Genomic DNA, 15,362 nt, shown 5'->3' on the forward strand with positions numbered 1-15,362 from the left:
GGTCGTTGGTTCAAATCCAACCCCCGCAACCATCAACCACAACTCACACACACAGCCGCCCAACGGGCGGCTTTTTTGCGTTTCTTGGACTTGTCGCGCGGATTCAGCCAATCAGCGCGGCGAAGAATTCCGGCTTCAGCGCGATGAATAGCGCCAGGATCAGCCCGATCGTCAGCCCGGTGATCATTCCCGCGGTGACGCCACGCCGATGCGCCTTCTGCTCGCCATTGGTCATGTTTTCCTCCATGCCTGCGGGCAACCTACGCCGGATACGGCGTGCGCGTAAGGCTATTGTCGCGCTAGACAGCCAGCCTCGCTATCCTGCGGGCATTCTATCTTCGGAAAGACGGCCTTCTTGATCCTGCATCCTCTTCCTCGTCGAACCTTCCTCACCGGCGCGCTGGGTCTGAGCGTATTCCCTGCCGCAGCTCGAGCCGCGAAGGAAGCTGATGTTCCCTATGTGCCCACGCCGCCCGAGGTCGTCGAAGGAATGCTCGATATGGTCGGCCTCAAGGCTGGCGAGCGGCTGATCGATCTCGGCTCCGGAGATGGTCGCATTCCGCGAGCCGCCGCCCGCCGCGGTGCCCATGCGCTGGGGTGGAGATCGATGCGCGGCTGGTCGCGCGCGCGCGTTCGCTCACGCTGCTCGAAGGGCTTGAGGCTGGTGCCCGGTTCGTTCGCGATGACCTCTTCACCATCTCGCTGCGCGACGCCGATGTGGTCACGCTCTATTTGCTTCCTGACATCAATGAGCGCCTGAAGCCCAAGCTTCTCAGCGAGATGAAACCTGGCGCCCGTGTCGTCAGCCATGCCTTCGACATGGGCGACTGGCCGCCCGAGGAGAATCGCGAGATCGCCGACAAGCGGGTCTTCCGCTGGACGATCCCAGCGATCGCGGGTGGCGAATGGCGCCTGACCCGTGCCGGCGGCGCAACGGCGACGCTGGCGGTCGACCAGCGCTATAGCCATGTTTCAGGCACGCTCGATGGTCGTGCGGTCCGTGGAGCATCGCTCTCCGGCGCGGCGCTCGCTTTCACCGCCGACGGCGTCGACTATCACGGGATCGTCGGTGATCGCGCCATCACCGGCGACGACTGGGCCGCCGAACGGATCGATTAGTCCGCTCGACCGGAACCGCAACGACGCTTAGACCATCGCCATGCGCTACGACGATAACCTCACCACCGACCGTCCGACTTTCGTCACCCATCTCGAATGCGCGATGACCGGGGAGCGCTACGACGCCGATACGCTGCAAGGCCTGTCGCGCGCCGGGCGGCCTTTGCTGGTCCGCTACGATCTCGATGCGGTCGGCATGGCGGTTTCGCGTGCGGATTTGACCCAGCGCCCTGCCGACCTCTGGCGCTATCGCGAGCTGCTGCCGGTTCGCCAAACCGCCAACATCGTCAGCCTGGGCGAGATCGCGACGCCGATCGTCCCGCTCGCGAAGATCGCTAACGGCGCCGGCGCCGCGACCCTGCTGGTCAAAGACGAAGGCCGTTTGCCCACTGGATCGTTCAAGGCGCGCGGTCTTGTCATGGCGATCTCGATGGCGAAGGAGCTGGGCGTCACCACCATTGCTATGCCGACCAACGGTAATGCTGGCGCTGCCGCGGCGGCCTATGCCGCACAGGCGGGGATCGAGGCGGTGATCTTCTGTCCCGACGACACGCCCGAGATCAACGTGCGCGAGATCGCGGCGCAGGGCGCGCGCGTTTATCGTGTCAACGGGCTGATCGACGATTGCGGCAAGCTGGTCGGCGCGGGCAAGGAGGCCAATGGCTGGTTCGACCTATCGACGCTCAAGGAACCCTATCGGATCGAGGGCAAGAAGACGATGGGGCTGGAGCTGGCCGAACAGCTCGGCTGGGAACTGCCCGACGTGATCTTCTATCCCACAGGCGGCGGCACCGGCTTGATCGGCATGTGGAAGGCGTTCGATGAGCTGGAGGCGCTGGGCTGGATCGGGTCGAAACGCCCGCGCATGGTCGCCGTTCAGGCCGAGGGCTGCGCGCCGATGGTCCGCGCATGGGAGCAGGGCGAACGCCACGCCACGCGCTGGGAAGACGCGCATACCGTTGCTGCCGGCATCCGCGTCCCGCAGGCGGTGGGCGATTTCCTGATCCTCGACGCGGTGCGCGCGAGCAACGGCTTTGCGATGGCTGTCAGCGATGCCGCGATCCTCGAAGCGGTCGACGATGCCGCGCGGCTCGACGGCCTGCTGCTGTGCCCAGAGGGCGGAGCGACGCTTGCCGCATGGCGCAAGGCGCTGGCGGAAGGGCTGATCTCGCCCGGCGATCGCGCGGTTCTGTTCAACTGCGCGACCGGCCTCAAATATCCGATGCCGGACAATTCGCGCACCCTCGATCGCCATGGGCCGATCGATTTCTCGGCGCTTTAGGTCTCCTTCACGCGCAGCATCGCGACAGCCGCGACCAGCAGCGTCACCGCGGCGAAGGCCATCGTCCAGATCGGCTCGTGCGGGAAGAAGCGCTTCATGATCGACCCCATCACCGTCGCGACCAGCAATTGCGGCACGACGACGAAGACGTTGAACAGCCCCATATAGATGCCGAGCTTGGCCTGGGGCAGGCTCGAGGCCAGGATGGCATAGGGCATCGCCAGGATTGATGCCCAGGCGATGCCGATCCCGATCTGGCTCAGGATCAGCCAGTGCGGATCGCGGATCAGGAAGAAGCTGGCAAAGCCTGCCGCGCCGCAGACCAGCCCGACGATATGCGTCCGTGCCTTGCCGATCCGGCTCGCGAGCAGCGGCAGCAATGTCAGCGCCGCGACCGCCGCGATTCCGTTATAGACAGTGAACAGCACCCCCACCCAGTTCGCGCCTTCCTGAAAGCGCGGATCGGTCGCGTCGGCCGCCCCGTAGAAATATTGCGCAACCACCGGCGTGGTGTTGATCCACATGATGAACAGCGCCGACCAGCTGAAGAACTGCGCCACCGCCAGCTTCTTCATCAGCGGAGGCATACCCGCGAAGTCGCCCACGATATGGCTGAGCATGTTGGCGCCGCTGCCGCGCCGGGCGAGGCCGATCGCGATCAGGCTGGCTACGCCATAGCCCGCGAGAAGTCCGCCGAGCAGATAGACCTCCTTTTCCAGCCCGAACTTGCCGACCGCGACGACAACCGCCGCGCCCGCCGCGATCCAGATCAAGCTGGATGTATTGCCGCGCGCGGCCAGAACGCGCATCGACGTCTCGTCCGCTTCGGCGCGCTGGCCGTCGAACGCCGCCATTTCCTCGGGACTGTATTCCTTCGTGCTCACGACCGTCCACAGCACCGCCAGGAACAACGCCGCCCCCCCGAACCAGAAGGCATAGCGCACCGTATCCGGGATGCCGCCGCCCGGTGCCACATTGGACACGCCCAGATGCTCGAGCGCCCAGGGAAAGATCGATCCGACCACCGCACCCGCACCGATGAACGCGGTCTGCACGGCATAGCCCGCGCTGTGCTGGTCCTTGCGCAGCATGTCGCCGACGAACGCGCGGAACGGCTCCATCGACACGTTGAGCGATGCGTCGAGCACCCACAGCATCACCGCCGCAAACAGCAGCACCGGCGCCAGCGGCATGGCAAACAGCGCCAGCGCCGCCAAGATCGCACCCGCCAGGAAATAGGGCCGCCGCCGCCCTAGTCGGCCGAGCCAGGTGCGGTCGCTCATATGCCCGATCACCGGTTGGACCAGCAGCCCGGTCAGTGGTGCCGCGACCCATAGCGCGGGCAGGTCGTCGATGCTGGTGCCGAGCGACTGGAAGATACGGCTCATATTGGCGTTCTGCAGTGCAAAGCCGATCTGGATGCCGAAGAAGCCGAACGACAGGTTGAACAGGCCCCAAAAGCCCTGACGGGGTTTTTCCATGATTTGTCCTTGAAGAACAGGTTCCGGGGCCGTCGCCCCATCAAGGGAATCGTCATCTCCGCGAAGGCGGGGATCCATTCTGGCTGACGAAGCGGCAAAAGCCCGAGCGGCGGCGGCAATGGATTCTCGCCTTCGCGGGAATGACGGAGGTGGAGTCTGAATTGACCGGCACGATCAACCACCCGACCCGCACGAGCGCCGCACCACCAGCGTCGCCGGCAGCAGCACATCGCCGACGTGTTCCTCGCGGATGCGGCCGAGCAACGTCTCGACCAATGTCCGCCCGGCGGCTCGCGTATCCTGCAAGACGGTGGTGAGCGGGGGATTGGTGAAACTCGCCGCGGCGATGTCGTCGAACCCGACCACCGCGACATCCTCGCCCACCTTGATGCCGTGGGCGGCGAGCGCGCGCATCGCGCCGATCGCGATCAGGTCGCTGGCGGCCAGGATCGCATCGAATGTCTCACCGCTGGTGATCAGTGCCTCGGCGGCGGCGGCGCCGGCTTCCTCGGTGGTCAGCGCGTCGAACTGCAGCCGCTTGCGCGGGATGATCCCACCTTCCTTGAGGGCGGAGACATGGCCGCGATAGCGGTCGTGGAATTCGGGATAATGGCTGGATGCGTGGCCCAGGAACGCGATGTTGCGTCGCCCAAGGCTCAGCAGGTGCCGGGTTGCCTCGCGCCCGCCGCCCTGATTGTCGCAGCCGACGGTCAGCCCGATCCCGCCCGACTGCGATCCCCAGCGTACGAAATGCGTTCCCTGTGCCATCAGCTCGTTGAGCTTGTCGCGGTACAATTCATAATCGCCATAGCCGAGCAGGATCAGACCGTCGGCGCGGCGGCTGTCCTCGAAATCCTGGTGCCAGTCGCTGCCCAGCTGCTGGAACGAAACCAGCATGTCCTGACCATTGTCGGCGCAGGCGCGCATGATCGATCCCAGCATCGACAGGAAGAACGGGTTGATGGCGCTGTCGTCGGCGCTTTCATCCTGAAAGATCAGCACCGCCAGCGTCTCGGCATGGCGGCTGCGCAGGTTCGATGCGGCCTTGTCGACACGGTAGTTCAGTTTCTGGGCGATCGCCTCGATCCGCTTGCGCGTCGCCTCGTTGACGCCGGTGCCGCCGCGCAGCGCGCGCGAAACCGTCGGCTGCGACACCCCCGCGAGGTGCGCGATATCGAATGATGTCGGCTTGCGTTGCATGGCCTTGGCACTCATCCCCTGTCGCCCGCGGATGTGCCCTCCGCTTGACGTCGGAATGTTCACCCCGTTTCGCTGGCCGCGTCAATGTCGCGCGGGGTGATGCGCGCCCGCTGCGCGACTGAATACGTATGCCGTGTGCTGGTCGCGGCGGCGGCTTGGCGCGAATAGGGGGATGAACGCAGCCCGGATCGGGCGCGCCGACAAGATGGCCCGGGCATAATGGGCCAGCATAGGGGAGGAACCATGCGTCACACCGCCACCGGCCGTCAGGCCGCCCGTCTCGCCATTACCGCCAGCGCCGGCGCCATCGCCGCCACGTTGCTGGTCGCATCGCCCGCACTCGCGCAGGACGCCGACCAGCCCGCCGCCGAAGAAGGCAACGAAATCACCGTCACCGGCTTCCGCCGCGCGATCGAGACCGCGGTCGCGACCAAGCGCGACTCGAACCAGATCGTTGAATCGGTCTCGGCCGAGGATATCGGCAAGCTTCCCGATAACTCGATTGCCGAAGCGATCGCGCGTCTTCCCGGCCTCACCGCGCAGCGCCTCGACGGGCGTGCTCAGGTCATCTCGGTGCGCGGCCTCTCGCCCGATTTCGCCGCGACCCTGCTCAATGGACGCGAGCAGGTCACGACGGGCGATAATCGCGGCGTCGAGTTCGACCAATACCCGTCCGAGCTGATGGGAGCGGTCGATGTCTATAAGACGCCGTTCGCCGGCCTGGTCGGTCAGGGGCTGTCGGGCACGATCAATCTGCGCACGATCCGTCCGCTCGACTATGGCAAGCGCGTACTCGGTGTGAATGCGCGCGGTGAGCTGGTCTCGACCGGCAAGCTCAATACCGGTTCCAACGACAAGGGCTATCGCGCCAGCCTTACCTATATCGATCAGTTCGCGAACGACACGATCGGCGTCACGCTGGGCATCGCGCACATCAATTCGCCGACCCAGTTCGAGCGGTTCAACAGCTGGGGCTATCCCAGCTTCGACACCAACAACGACCTGTACGGCATCCGCGACACCAAGGGAACGGCCAGCCAGGCCGACGACACCTTCACCCCGCGACCGGCCTATGCCGCAGCGCAGGGCGCACGGATCATCGGCGGCGCCAAGCCCTATGTCCAGTCGACCGAGCTTGAGCGCACCGGCGTGATGGGCGCGATCCAGTGGAAGCCGACGCCCGAACTCAATATCGTGCTCGACGGCTATTATTCGAAGTTCAAGGACGCGCAGACGCTGCGCGGCATCGAATTCCCGCTGCAATGGGGCGGCGCGGTGCTTCAGCCAGGCTATACCGTCAAGGACGGCATCATCACCGACGGCACCTGGAGCGGGGTCAAGCCGGTGGTGCGCAACGACGCCAATCTGCGTGAGGCGGATCTCTACTCGGGCGGGCTGAATGTCAGCTACGTCACCGGCGGGTGGAAGATCACCGGCGACGCCAGCTATTCGCGCGTCGATCGTGAGGACAAGGTGCTCGAAACCTATTCGGGCACGTCGCGCGGCGGTGGCAACGGGCCGTTCGACACGCTGGGCTTCAGCCGCGACGCGGAGGGGCGCTACAGCTTCAAATCCTCGCTCAACTATGCCGATGCCTCGCGCATCTTCCTGACCAGCCCGCAGGGCTGGGGCGGCGACAACACGCCGGGCGGCCAGGATGGCTTCCTCAACAACCCGACCACCAGCGACGAGCTGATGGCCTTCCGTCTCGATGTCGAGCGCGAGCTGGGCGACAATCAGGGCAAGATCGCTTTCGGCGCCAACTACAGCAAGCGCGAAAAGTCGCTCGATCTGAAGCGCTGGTATCTGGGTCTGAAGGCGAATGCGGCCGACCCGCTGCATAATAGCAGCGTCGCGATCCCCGGCGATCAGCTGCTCGAACCGACCAAGCTCGCCTATCTCGGTATTCCCGGCATGGTCAGCTACGACCCGCTCAAGCTCGCCTATAGCGGCCTCTACAACTTCAACGCTGCAACCGATGCCAACCTCTTCGCCTTTGGCTGGGGTGTCCGCGAGGAAATCCTGACCGGCTATGCCCGCTACGACATCGATGTCGAGATGGCGAACGGGTCGAAGCTCGGCGGCAATGTCGGCGCGCAGATCGTCTCGGTCGATCAGTTCTCGAACGGTCAGGGCGCGAGCGGATCGCCGGTCGCCACGGTCACCGATCTGTCGGACGGCGTGCGCTACACCTACGTCCTGCCCAACCTCAATATCGTCGCGCGCCTCAACGACGGCCTCACCGTTCGCTTCGGCGCGGCGCGGCAGATGGCCCGCCCGCGCATGGATCAGATGCGCGCGTCGATGAGCTTCACCTATAACGCATCGCTCGCGGGTAACACCGATATCAACTTCTCGCCCTGGGGTGGCGAGGGTGGCAACCCGCGGCTGCGGCCGTGGATCGCGAATGCGTTCGATCTGTCGGTGGAGAAATATATCGCCCGCGACAGCTACGTCGCGCTTGCCGGCTTCTACAAGCATCTGGAAACCTACATCTACCAGGAAAACCAGGTCTACGACTTCAACGGCTTCCCGGTGACCAGCGGACCGGAACCGCGGCTGCGTCAGGGCGTCGCCAAGGTCTTCCGCAATGGCAGCGGCGGGCGGCTCTACGGCGCGGAACTGTCGGCGACCTTCTCGTTGCGCAACCTCTCCAGTGCGCTCGACGGGTTCGGCGTGCTGGGCAGCGTCTCCTACACCGAAAGCTCGATCACGCCCGATCCCAGCAACCCGGCACAGCCGCTGCCCGGCCTCTCCAAATGGGTCGCCAACGGCACCGTCTATTTTGAGAAATGGGGCTTTTCGGCGCGCGCCAGCGCGCGTCACCGGTCGAGCTTCCTTGCGGAGCTGAGCGGCATCGGCACCGATCGTATCCAACGGCTCGCCAAGCCCGAGACGATCGTCGATGCGCAGATCGGCTATGAGTTCCAGAATGGCCCGCTCAAGGGGCTGGGTATTCTGGCACAGGCGCAGAACTTGACCGACGAGCCGTTCGTTACTCACGAGATCGCGAACGAAGCTCTGACGGTCGACCATCAGCGCTATGGCGTCCGTTACCTGCTCGGACTCAGCTACAAGCTCTGACTTCCCCCCGCCTCCCCGCCGCGGCATGCTCGCGGCGGGGACGTTTTCGAGGATCGCCGGGACTAAAGACATGTCCGATCCCATGCCCCGCAACATCGTCATTGCCGGCGGCGGCACCGCGGGGTGGATGACCGCAGCCGCGCTCGCCCGCTTCTGCGGGCGGGGCTGGGCGATCACATTGGTCGAATCCGATGCGATCGGCACGGTCGGTGTGGGCGAGGCGACGATCCCGATGATCCGCCTGTTCAACCAGGCGCTGGGCATCGATGAGGCGGAGTTCCTGCGCGAGACGCACGGCACCTGGAAGCTCGGCATCGAGTTCGACGGATGGGGTGCGCCGGGCGAGCGCTATATGCACGCCTTCGGCCAGGTCGGGCGTGGGCTGGGGCTGCTGCCCTTCCACCATTATTGGCTGCGCGCGCGTGCGGCGGGCCGGGCGGGGCCGCTCGGGGACTATGTGCTCAATGACATCGCGGCGCACGCCAATCGGTTCGCGCATGTCGAGCGCGCGGGCGAAAGCGTGCTGCCGTCCATGCCCTATGCCTTCCATTTCGATGCCGGTCTCTATGCCGCCTATCTGCGTCGCTATGCCGAGGCGCGCGGGGTCACGCGGATCGAAGGGCGGATCGATGGCGTTGAGCGTGACGGCGAACATGGCGACGTCGCGGCTTTGGTTCTTGCCGACGGGGTTCGCGTCGCGGGCAACCTGTTCGTCGACTGCTCGGGTTTCCGCGGACTGCTGATCGAGGGAGCGCTGGAAACCGGGTTCGAGGATTGGGGGCATTGGCTCCCCTGCGACCGCGCGTTGGCGGTGCCGTGCGACCGTGCCGATCCGCTGGTCCCCTATACCCGTGCCACAGCGCGTGCGGCCGGCTGGCAATGGCGCATCCCGCTCCAGCACCGCACCGGCAACGGCTATGTCTTCTCCTCCGCCCATATCGGCGAGGATGAGGCGACGTCGGTGCTGCTCGCCAATCTCGACGGCACGGCGCAGGCCGATCCGCGGCTGCTCAAATTCCGTGCCGGCAAGCGCCGCAAGGCATGGAACCGCAATGTCGTCGCGATCGGGCTCTCCTCGGGCTTCCTCGAGCCGCTCGAATCGACCAGCATCCATCTGATCCAGAGCGGCATCACCCGGCTGCTCGATTTCCTGCCCAACGGCCCGGTCGCGGATGCGGATCGCGATGCCTATAACCGCCTGACGGACTTCGAGATCGAGCGCATCCGCGACTTCGTGATCCTTCACTATGCGGCCAATCGTCGCGAGGGCGAGCCGATGTGGGACGCGCTGCGCCACATGGAATTGCCCGAAACGCTGGCCAACCGCATCGCCATGTTCCGCGCCAACGGCCGGATCGTGCGCGAGCATGACGAGCTGTTCGACGTTCCCGGCTGGATCCAGGTGATGGCCGGGCAGGGGATCGTGCCCGAACGCTGGCATCCGCTCGCGGACGAACTGCGCGACGAACAGCTGGACCAGTTCCTCGCCACCGTGGCCGATGCCTATGCCCGCGACGCCGCGCGTCTGCCGAGCCACGCCGACTATCTCGCGCGCTTCACCGGTGCGCCTTCCACCCTCAGCCAGTCGAGTATCGCATGAGAAGTCTTGCCCTCGCTTTGACCCTGTTCGCCGGCACCTCCGCGGTCGCGCAGACCGCCACCCCGGCCGATCTGCGCTCGCGCCCGGCCGAAACGGAGGTCCTCTACTTCCTCCTCCCCGACCGGTTCGAGAATGGCGATCCGTCGAACGACAAGGGTGGCCTCAAGGGCGATCGCCTGACCACCGGCTTCGATCCGGCGCACAAGGGCTTCTTCCACGGCGGCGACCTTGCCGGACTGATCCGGCGGCTCGATTACATCCAGTCGCTCGGCGCCACCGCGATCTGGCTCGGCCCGATCTACAAGAACAAGCCGGTTCAGGGCGGCCCCGGACAGGAAACGGCCGGCTATCACGGCTATTGGATCACCGACTTCACCCGCGTCGATCCGCATTTTGGCACCAATGCGGAGATGAAGACCTTCGTCGATGCCGCCCATGCGCGTGGCATCAAGGTCTATCTCGACATCATCACCAACCACACCGCCGACGTGATCCAGTATCGCGAATGCCCCAAGAGCGCGTGCGACTATCGCAGCCGCGCCGACTATCCCTACAGCCGAAAGGGCGGGGTGAGGGGCGCCGCGATCAACCCCGGCTTCCAGGGCGACAGCGTCCAGACGCCGGAGAATTTCGCGAAGCTCACCGACCCGGATTACGCTTACACGACCTTCGTGCCCGAGGCTGAGCGGACCGTGAAGGTCCCCGCCTGGCTCAACGACCCGATCCACTATCACAATCGCGGCAACACCACCTTCCGCAACGAAAGCTCGACGATGGGCGACTTCGTCGGACTGGACGATCTGATGACCGAAAGCCCGCGCGTGCTGCAGGGGTTCATCGACATCTATGGCGGCTGGATCGATCAGTTCGGGATCGACGGCTTCCGCATCGACACCGCCCGCCACGTCAATGCCGAGTTCTGGCACGGCTTCTCCAAGGCGATGATCGAGCGGGCCAAGGCCAAGGGCATCCCCAATTTCCACATTTTCGGCGAGGTCGCGAACGACGGCGATGTCGGCGACCTCGCGCTCCACACCCGCGTCCACCAGCTGCCGAGCGTGCTCGACTTCGGCTTCCGCGCCGCGGTTCAACATACCGTCGCGGGCGAGAAGGGCCCCGACGTGCTCGCCGCGATGTTCGATCGCGACGCGCTGTACGAGGGCGGAGCGGCGACCGCGCTGCTGCTGCCCACCTTCATCTCCAACCACGATCACGGCCGTTTCTCGACCGATGTGCGCAAGGCCTTCCCCAAGGCGAGCGACGACGAGGTGCTGGCGCGCGTGAAGCTCGCCCATGCGATGCTGTTGCTGCTGCGCGGCGTGCCGACCATCTATGCTGGTGACGAGCAGGGCTTTGTCGGCGACGGCAACGATCAGGACGCGCGCGAGGACATGTTCCCGAGCAAGGTCGCGGTCTACAATGACAACCGGCTGCTCGGCACCAACAAGACCACCGCGGAGTCGAACTTCGACACCGCGCACCCCCTCTATGCCGAGATCGCGAAGCTTTCGGCGATCCGCCGGGCAACGCCGGCCCTGTCGCGTGGACGCCAGGTCACGCGCAACTATGACGAGAAGCCCGGCCTGTTCGCGGTGTCGCGCTTCGATCCGGTGACCGGCACCGAGATCCTCGTCGCCTTCAACACCAGCAATGCGCCGATCACGCGTCAGGTGGAGGTCGGCGTCGGCTCCACGACCTTTGCGCCGCTGGTCGGGCAATGCGCGGCATCGGCGTCCGCGCCCGGAAGCATCGCCGTGACGATCCCGGCGTTCGGCTATCTCGCCTGCACGGTCACCGGAGGCGCCAAGTGAGCGAGCCGTCGCGCATGACCGAGACGCAGCTGGACCGCGATTGGTGGCGCGGCGCGGTGATCTATCAGATCTATCCGCGCAGCTTCGCCGACTCGAACGGCGATGGGATCGGCGATCTGCCCGGTGTCGCCGCGCACCTCGATCATGTCGCCGCGCTTGGCGCCGATGCGATCTGGCTGTCGCCCTTCTTCACCTCGCCGATGCGCGACTTCGGCTATGACATCGCCGATTATTGCGGCGTCGATCCGGTGTTTGGCACGCTCGCCGATTTCGATGCCGTGATCGAAAAGGCGCATGCGCTCGGCCTCAAGGTCATCATCGACCAGGTCTATTCGCACACCTCCGACCAGCACGCCTGGTTCCAGGAAAGCCGCGCGAGCCGTACCAATCCCAAGGCCGACTGGTATGTCTGGGCCGATGCCAAGGCCGACGGATCGCCGCCGACCAACTGGCAGTCGGTGTTCGGCGGTCCCGCCTGGACCTGGGACGCGCGGCGCGGCCAATATTATCTGCACAATTTCCTGAGCGAACAGCCCGATCTCAACCTGCATAACCCGCAGGTGCAGGACGCGGCGCTGGCGGCGGCGAAATTCTGGCTCGATCGCGGCGTCGATGGCTTTCGTATCGATGCGATCAACTTCTCGATGCACGACCCGCTGCTGCGCGACAATCCGCCCGCGCCCGATACCGGGAGCCCACGCACGCGCCCGTTCGACTTCCAGCAGCATCTCTACAATCAGAGCCATCCGGACATCGTTCGCTTCCTTGAGCGGCACCGCGAACTGACCGACAGCTATGGCGGCCGCTTCACCGTGGCCGAGGTCGGCGGGCCGACGCCCGAGGCGGAGATGCATGCGTTTACGGAAGGGCAGGCGCGGCTCAACAGCGCTTACAGCTTCGATTTCCTCTATGCCGACAAGCTGACCCCGGCGCTGGTCAAGAAGGCGGTCGCGACGTGGCCCGACACGCCCGGCACCGGCTGGCCGAGCTGGGCGTTCGAGAATCATGACGCCCCGCGCGCGCTGTCGCGATGGGTGGACGCGCAGCATCGCGATGCCTTTGCCGCGATGAAGATGCTGTTGCTGATGTGCCTGCGCGGCAACGCGATCCTGTTCCAGGGTGAGGAGCTTGGCCTGACCCAGGTCGAGATCGCCTATGACCAGCTCCAGGATCCCGAGGCGATCGCCAACTGGCCGCTGACCTTGAGCCGCGATGGTGTGCGCACCCCGATGCCGTGGCGGGCCGATGCCGAAAATCTCGGCTTCACCCCGGGCAAGCCGTGGCTGCCGCTCGGTCCCGATCATGCCGCGCTGGCGGTGGACCGGCAGACCACGCAGAACGGCTCGCTGCTCAACCAGACGCGCGGGCTGATCGCCTTGCGCGCCGCCAATCCGGCACTGCGTGTCGGCGCGATGGAGGTGCTGGAAGCGGGCGACGCGTTGCTCGTCTTCACCCGCACCGCGGACGGGCAGGCGCTGACCTGCGCGTTCAATCTGGGCAAGACGCCGCTGGCATGGCATCCAGCACAGCCGGATCGGTTCCGGGTGCTTGCGGCGATCAATGGCGCCGTGCCGGGATCGCTGCCCGCCTATAGCGGGCTGGTGCTCGAACAAATCGCCTGAGAAGATGGCCGCGTAACAGGAGAGTGAGATGGGCAGACTGATCGCGCTGACAGCGTTGACTTCGATGATGGCGATGCCGGCGCTGGCGCAGGGCGTGGTTCAGAACACGGCCCTGAAGGAAGGCGGTGCGACCGCGACCTCGCCCGACGGCAAGCTCCGCGTCACCGTGACCGTCGATGGCGACGGTCGCCCGCATTATGCCGTCGCGCGCAACGGCAAGCCGCTGATCGAGCCCTCGCGGCTCGGTTTCCTGCTCACCGACGCGCCCAAGCTCGAGCGCCGCTTCGCGATCGAAAGTCAGGCGACGACTTCTGCGGACTCAACCTGGGAACAGCCCTGGGGCGAGTGGAAGAGCATCCGTGATCGCCACACCGAATTCCGCGTACGTCTCAAGGAAACCACCGCGCTGGCCCGCGTGATGGACGTTGTGTTCCGCATCTTCGATGACGGCGTCGGCTTCCGCTACGAATTCCCCGATCAGCCCAATTTGAAGCACGCCAATATCGCCGACGAGCTGACCGAGTTCGGGCTGGCGGGCAATGGCACCGCCTGGTGGATCCCGGCGGGCGAGTGGAACCGCTACGAGTATCTCTACAACCGCACGCCGATTTCCGAAGTCGGTCAGGCGCACACCCCGATCACGGTGAAGCTGCAGGACGGCACGCATATCGCCTTCCACGAAGCCGCGCTGGTCGACTATTCCAGCATGTGGCTGCGCCGCGTGACCGGTACGCGGTTCAAGGCGCAGCTCTCGCCCGGCGCCGGTCCGGCCAAGGTGGTCAAGACGGGGCCGTTCACCACGCCCTGGCGCACCATGGTGATCGCCGACGATGCCGCGGGCCTCTACACCGGCAGCCGCATGACACTGAACCTCAACGAGCCGAACAAGCTCGGCGATGTCAGCTGGGTCAAGCCCGGCAAGTTCGTCGGCGTGTGGTGGAACATGATCAAGGGCAAGTGGAGCTGGGCGCGCGGCCCGCAGCACGGCGCCACCACCGAAAATGTGAAGCGTTATATCGATTTCGCGGGCGCGAACGGCATCCCCGGGGTGCTGGTCGAGGGGTGGAATGTCGGCTGGGACGGCGACTGGTTCGGCAACGGCACCGACATGAATTTCTCCGGTCCGACCGAGGATTTCGACGCCGCGGGTCTGGCTGCCTATGCCAAGTCCAAGGGCACCGCGCTGGTCGGCCATCACGAGACCGGCGGCTCGGCCAGCCACTATGACAAGCAGCTCGACACCGCCTTCGCCTGGTCGGCCGCGCATGGGCAGAAGGTGGTGAAGACCGGCTATGTCGCCGATGCCGGCCAGATCGGCCGGGTCGACCCCGACGGGTCGGAGCATCGCGAATGGCATGACGGCCAGTGGATGTCGAACCATCATCTGCGCGTCGTGCTCGCCGCCGCCAAGTACAAGATCAGCGTCGATCCGCACGAGCCGATCAAGGATACCGGCCTGCGCCGCACCTATCCCAACTGGCTCGCCCGCGAGGGCGCGCGCGGGCAGGAATATATGGCGTGGCAAGGCAAGAACCCGCCTGAGCATGAAGCCAATCTCGTCTTCACCCGGATGCTGTCGGGGCCGATGGACTTCACCCCCGGCATCCTCAGCCTCAAGGGCGAGAAGGACAGCGACATCCCCTCGACCATCGCCAAGCAGCTCGCGCAATATGTCGTGATCTACTCGCCGGTGCAGATGGCCGCCGACGAGCCGGAGACCTACGCCAAGCTGATGGACGCGTTCCAGTTCATCAAGGATGTGCCGGTCGACTGGGCGGACACGCGCATCCTCAACGGCGAGGTCGGCGATTATGTGACGATCGCGCGCAAGGACCGCAACAGCGCCGACTGGTATCTGGGTTCGGTCGGCGACGAACAGGCGCGCAATCTGGAGGTGACGCTCGATTTCCTCGATGCGGGCAAGACCTACACCGCGCAAATCTATCGCGACGCGCCCGACACGCGCTTCGACAGCGAGACGCGGCACAAGTACGTGATCGAGACGAAGAAGGTGAAGCGCGGCGACAGGCTGATGCTGGCGCTGGCTCCGGGTGGCGGCCAGGCGATCCGCTTCGCCGCGAAATAAGGGGCGGGGTGCGTCAGCGTTCACGACGACGCACTTCATCACGTCACCCGGGCCTTGTGCCGGGGGCCACCGCGCCG

11 protein-coding genes are annotated in these 15,362 nt (G+C 65.5%); 7 read left to right on the plus strand and 4 right to left on the minus strand.

Annotation, left to right across the window (positions count from 1 at the left end):
• Positions 1 to 103: 103 nt before the first annotated feature.
• Both AC07M1_RS17985 and AC07M1_RS17990 read right to left on the minus strand, forming a co-directional pair.
• A complete protein-coding gene (locus tag AC07M1_RS17985; protein WP_495164012.1) occupies positions 104 to 235 on the minus strand; it encodes a hypothetical protein in 132 nt (43 codons plus the stop codon).
• A gap of 81 nt (positions 236 to 316) precedes the next feature.
• Complete coding sequence (locus AC07M1_RS17990) at positions 317 to 589, minus strand: hypothetical protein (protein WP_495164013.1); 273 nt, start codon at positions 587 to 589, stop codon at positions 317 to 319.
• Positions 590 to 597: 8 nt separating this feature from the next.
• On the opposite strand from AC07M1_RS17990, the gene AC07M1_RS17995 reads away from it, so the two are divergent.
• Both AC07M1_RS17995 and AC07M1_RS18000 read left to right on the plus strand, forming a co-directional pair.
• Positions 598 to 1,119, plus strand: a complete 522-nt coding sequence (locus tag AC07M1_RS17995) for a hypothetical protein (protein WP_495164014.1) — start codon at positions 598 to 600, stop codon at positions 1,117 to 1,119.
• A gap of 40 nt (positions 1,120 to 1,159) precedes the next feature.
• Entirely contained in the window at positions 1,160 to 2,401 is a 1,242-nt protein-coding gene (locus AC07M1_RS18000; RefSeq protein WP_495164015.1) for a threonine synthase, read from the plus strand.
• Here the strand turns inward: AC07M1_RS18000 and AC07M1_RS18005 are convergent.
• A complete protein-coding gene (locus tag AC07M1_RS18005) occupies positions 2,398 to 3,882 on the minus strand; it encodes an MFS transporter (protein ID WP_495164016.1) in 1,485 nt (494 codons plus the stop codon). The genes AC07M1_RS18000 and AC07M1_RS18005 overlap by 4 nt on opposite strands.
• A gap of 174 nt (positions 3,883 to 4,056) precedes the next feature.
• Positions 4,057 to 5,097: a LacI family DNA-binding transcriptional regulator gene (locus AC07M1_RS18010; RefSeq protein ID WP_495164017.1), complete on the minus strand. Its 1,041-nt coding sequence runs from the start codon at positions 5,095 to 5,097 to the stop codon at positions 4,057 to 4,059.
• Between the two features lie 228 nt (positions 5,098 to 5,325).
• Here AC07M1_RS18010 and AC07M1_RS18015 point away from each other — a divergent pair, with 228 nt between their 5' ends.
• The 5 genes from AC07M1_RS18015 (at position 5,326) to AC07M1_RS18035 (ending at position 15,285) form a co-directional block, all read left to right on the plus strand.
• Entirely contained in the window at positions 5,326 to 8,166 is a 2,841-nt protein-coding gene (locus AC07M1_RS18015; RefSeq protein WP_495164018.1) for a TonB-dependent receptor, read from the plus strand.
• A gap of 70 nt (positions 8,167 to 8,236) precedes the next feature.
• Positions 8,237 to 9,766, plus strand: coding sequence for a tryptophan halogenase family protein (locus tag AC07M1_RS18020; RefSeq protein WP_495164019.1), 1,530 nt, complete (start codon positions 8,237 to 8,239; stop codon positions 9,764 to 9,766).
• Positions 9,763 to 11,577 carry an alpha-amylase family glycosyl hydrolase gene (locus tag AC07M1_RS18025; protein WP_495164020.1) on the plus strand — a complete coding sequence of 605 codons (1,815 nt, stop codon included), beginning with the start codon at positions 9,763 to 9,765 and terminating at the stop codon, positions 11,575 to 11,577. Before AC07M1_RS18020 ends, AC07M1_RS18025 begins: the two co-directional genes overlap by 4 nt.
• A 14-nt stretch (positions 11,578 to 11,591) precedes the next feature.
• The gene (locus AC07M1_RS18030; protein ID WP_495164087.1) at positions 11,592 to 13,199 is read left to right on the plus strand and encodes an alpha-amylase family glycosyl hydrolase; all 1,608 of its coding nucleotides are present in this window, start codon (positions 11,592 to 11,594) and stop codon (positions 13,197 to 13,199) included.
• A gap of 28 nt (positions 13,200 to 13,227) precedes the next feature.
• Entirely contained in the window at positions 13,228 to 15,285 is a 2,058-nt protein-coding gene (locus tag AC07M1_RS18035; protein ID WP_495164021.1) for a glycoside hydrolase family 97 protein, read from the plus strand.
• The last annotated feature ends 77 nt before the right edge of the window (positions 15,286 to 15,362 follow it).

The organism is Sphingomonas sp. GW821-FHT10C01 (genome assembly GCF_059415525.1).

Bases quoted from the DNA above. Each gene is read 5' to 3' on its own strand.
- AC07M1_RS17985 (WP_495164012.1), bottom strand. From the start codon at position 235: ATGACCAATGGCGAGCAGAAGGCGCATCGGCGTGGCGTCACCGCGGGA.
- AC07M1_RS17990 (WP_495164013.1), bottom strand. From the start codon at position 589: ATGGGCACCGCGGCGGGCGGCGGCTCGCGGAATGCGACCATCTCCGGA.
- AC07M1_RS18000 (WP_495164015.1), top strand. From the start codon at position 1,160: ATGCGCTACGACGATAACCTCACCACCGACCGTCCGACTTTCGTCACC.
- AC07M1_RS18005 (WP_495164016.1), bottom strand. From the start codon at position 3,882: ATGGAAAAACCCCGTCAGGGCTTTTGGGGCCTGTTCAACCTGTCGTTC.
- AC07M1_RS18010 (WP_495164017.1), bottom strand. From the start codon at position 5,097: ATGAGTGCCAAGGCCATGCAACGCAAGCCGACATCATTCGATATCGCG.
- AC07M1_RS18015 (WP_495164018.1), top strand. From the start codon at position 5,326: ATGCGTCACACCGCCACCGGCCGTCAGGCCGCCCGTCTCGCCATTACC.
- AC07M1_RS18020 (WP_495164019.1), top strand. From the start codon at position 8,237: ATGTCCGATCCCATGCCCCGCAACATCGTCATTGCCGGCGGCGGCACC.
- AC07M1_RS18025 (WP_495164020.1), top strand. From the start codon at position 9,763: ATGAGAAGTCTTGCCCTCGCTTTGACCCTGTTCGCCGGCACCTCCGCG.
- AC07M1_RS18030 (WP_495164087.1), top strand. From the start codon at position 11,592: ATGACCGAGACGCAGCTGGACCGCGATTGGTGGCGCGGCGCGGTGATC.
- AC07M1_RS18035 (WP_495164021.1), top strand. From the start codon at position 13,228: ATGGGCAGACTGATCGCGCTGACAGCGTTGACTTCGATGATGGCGATG.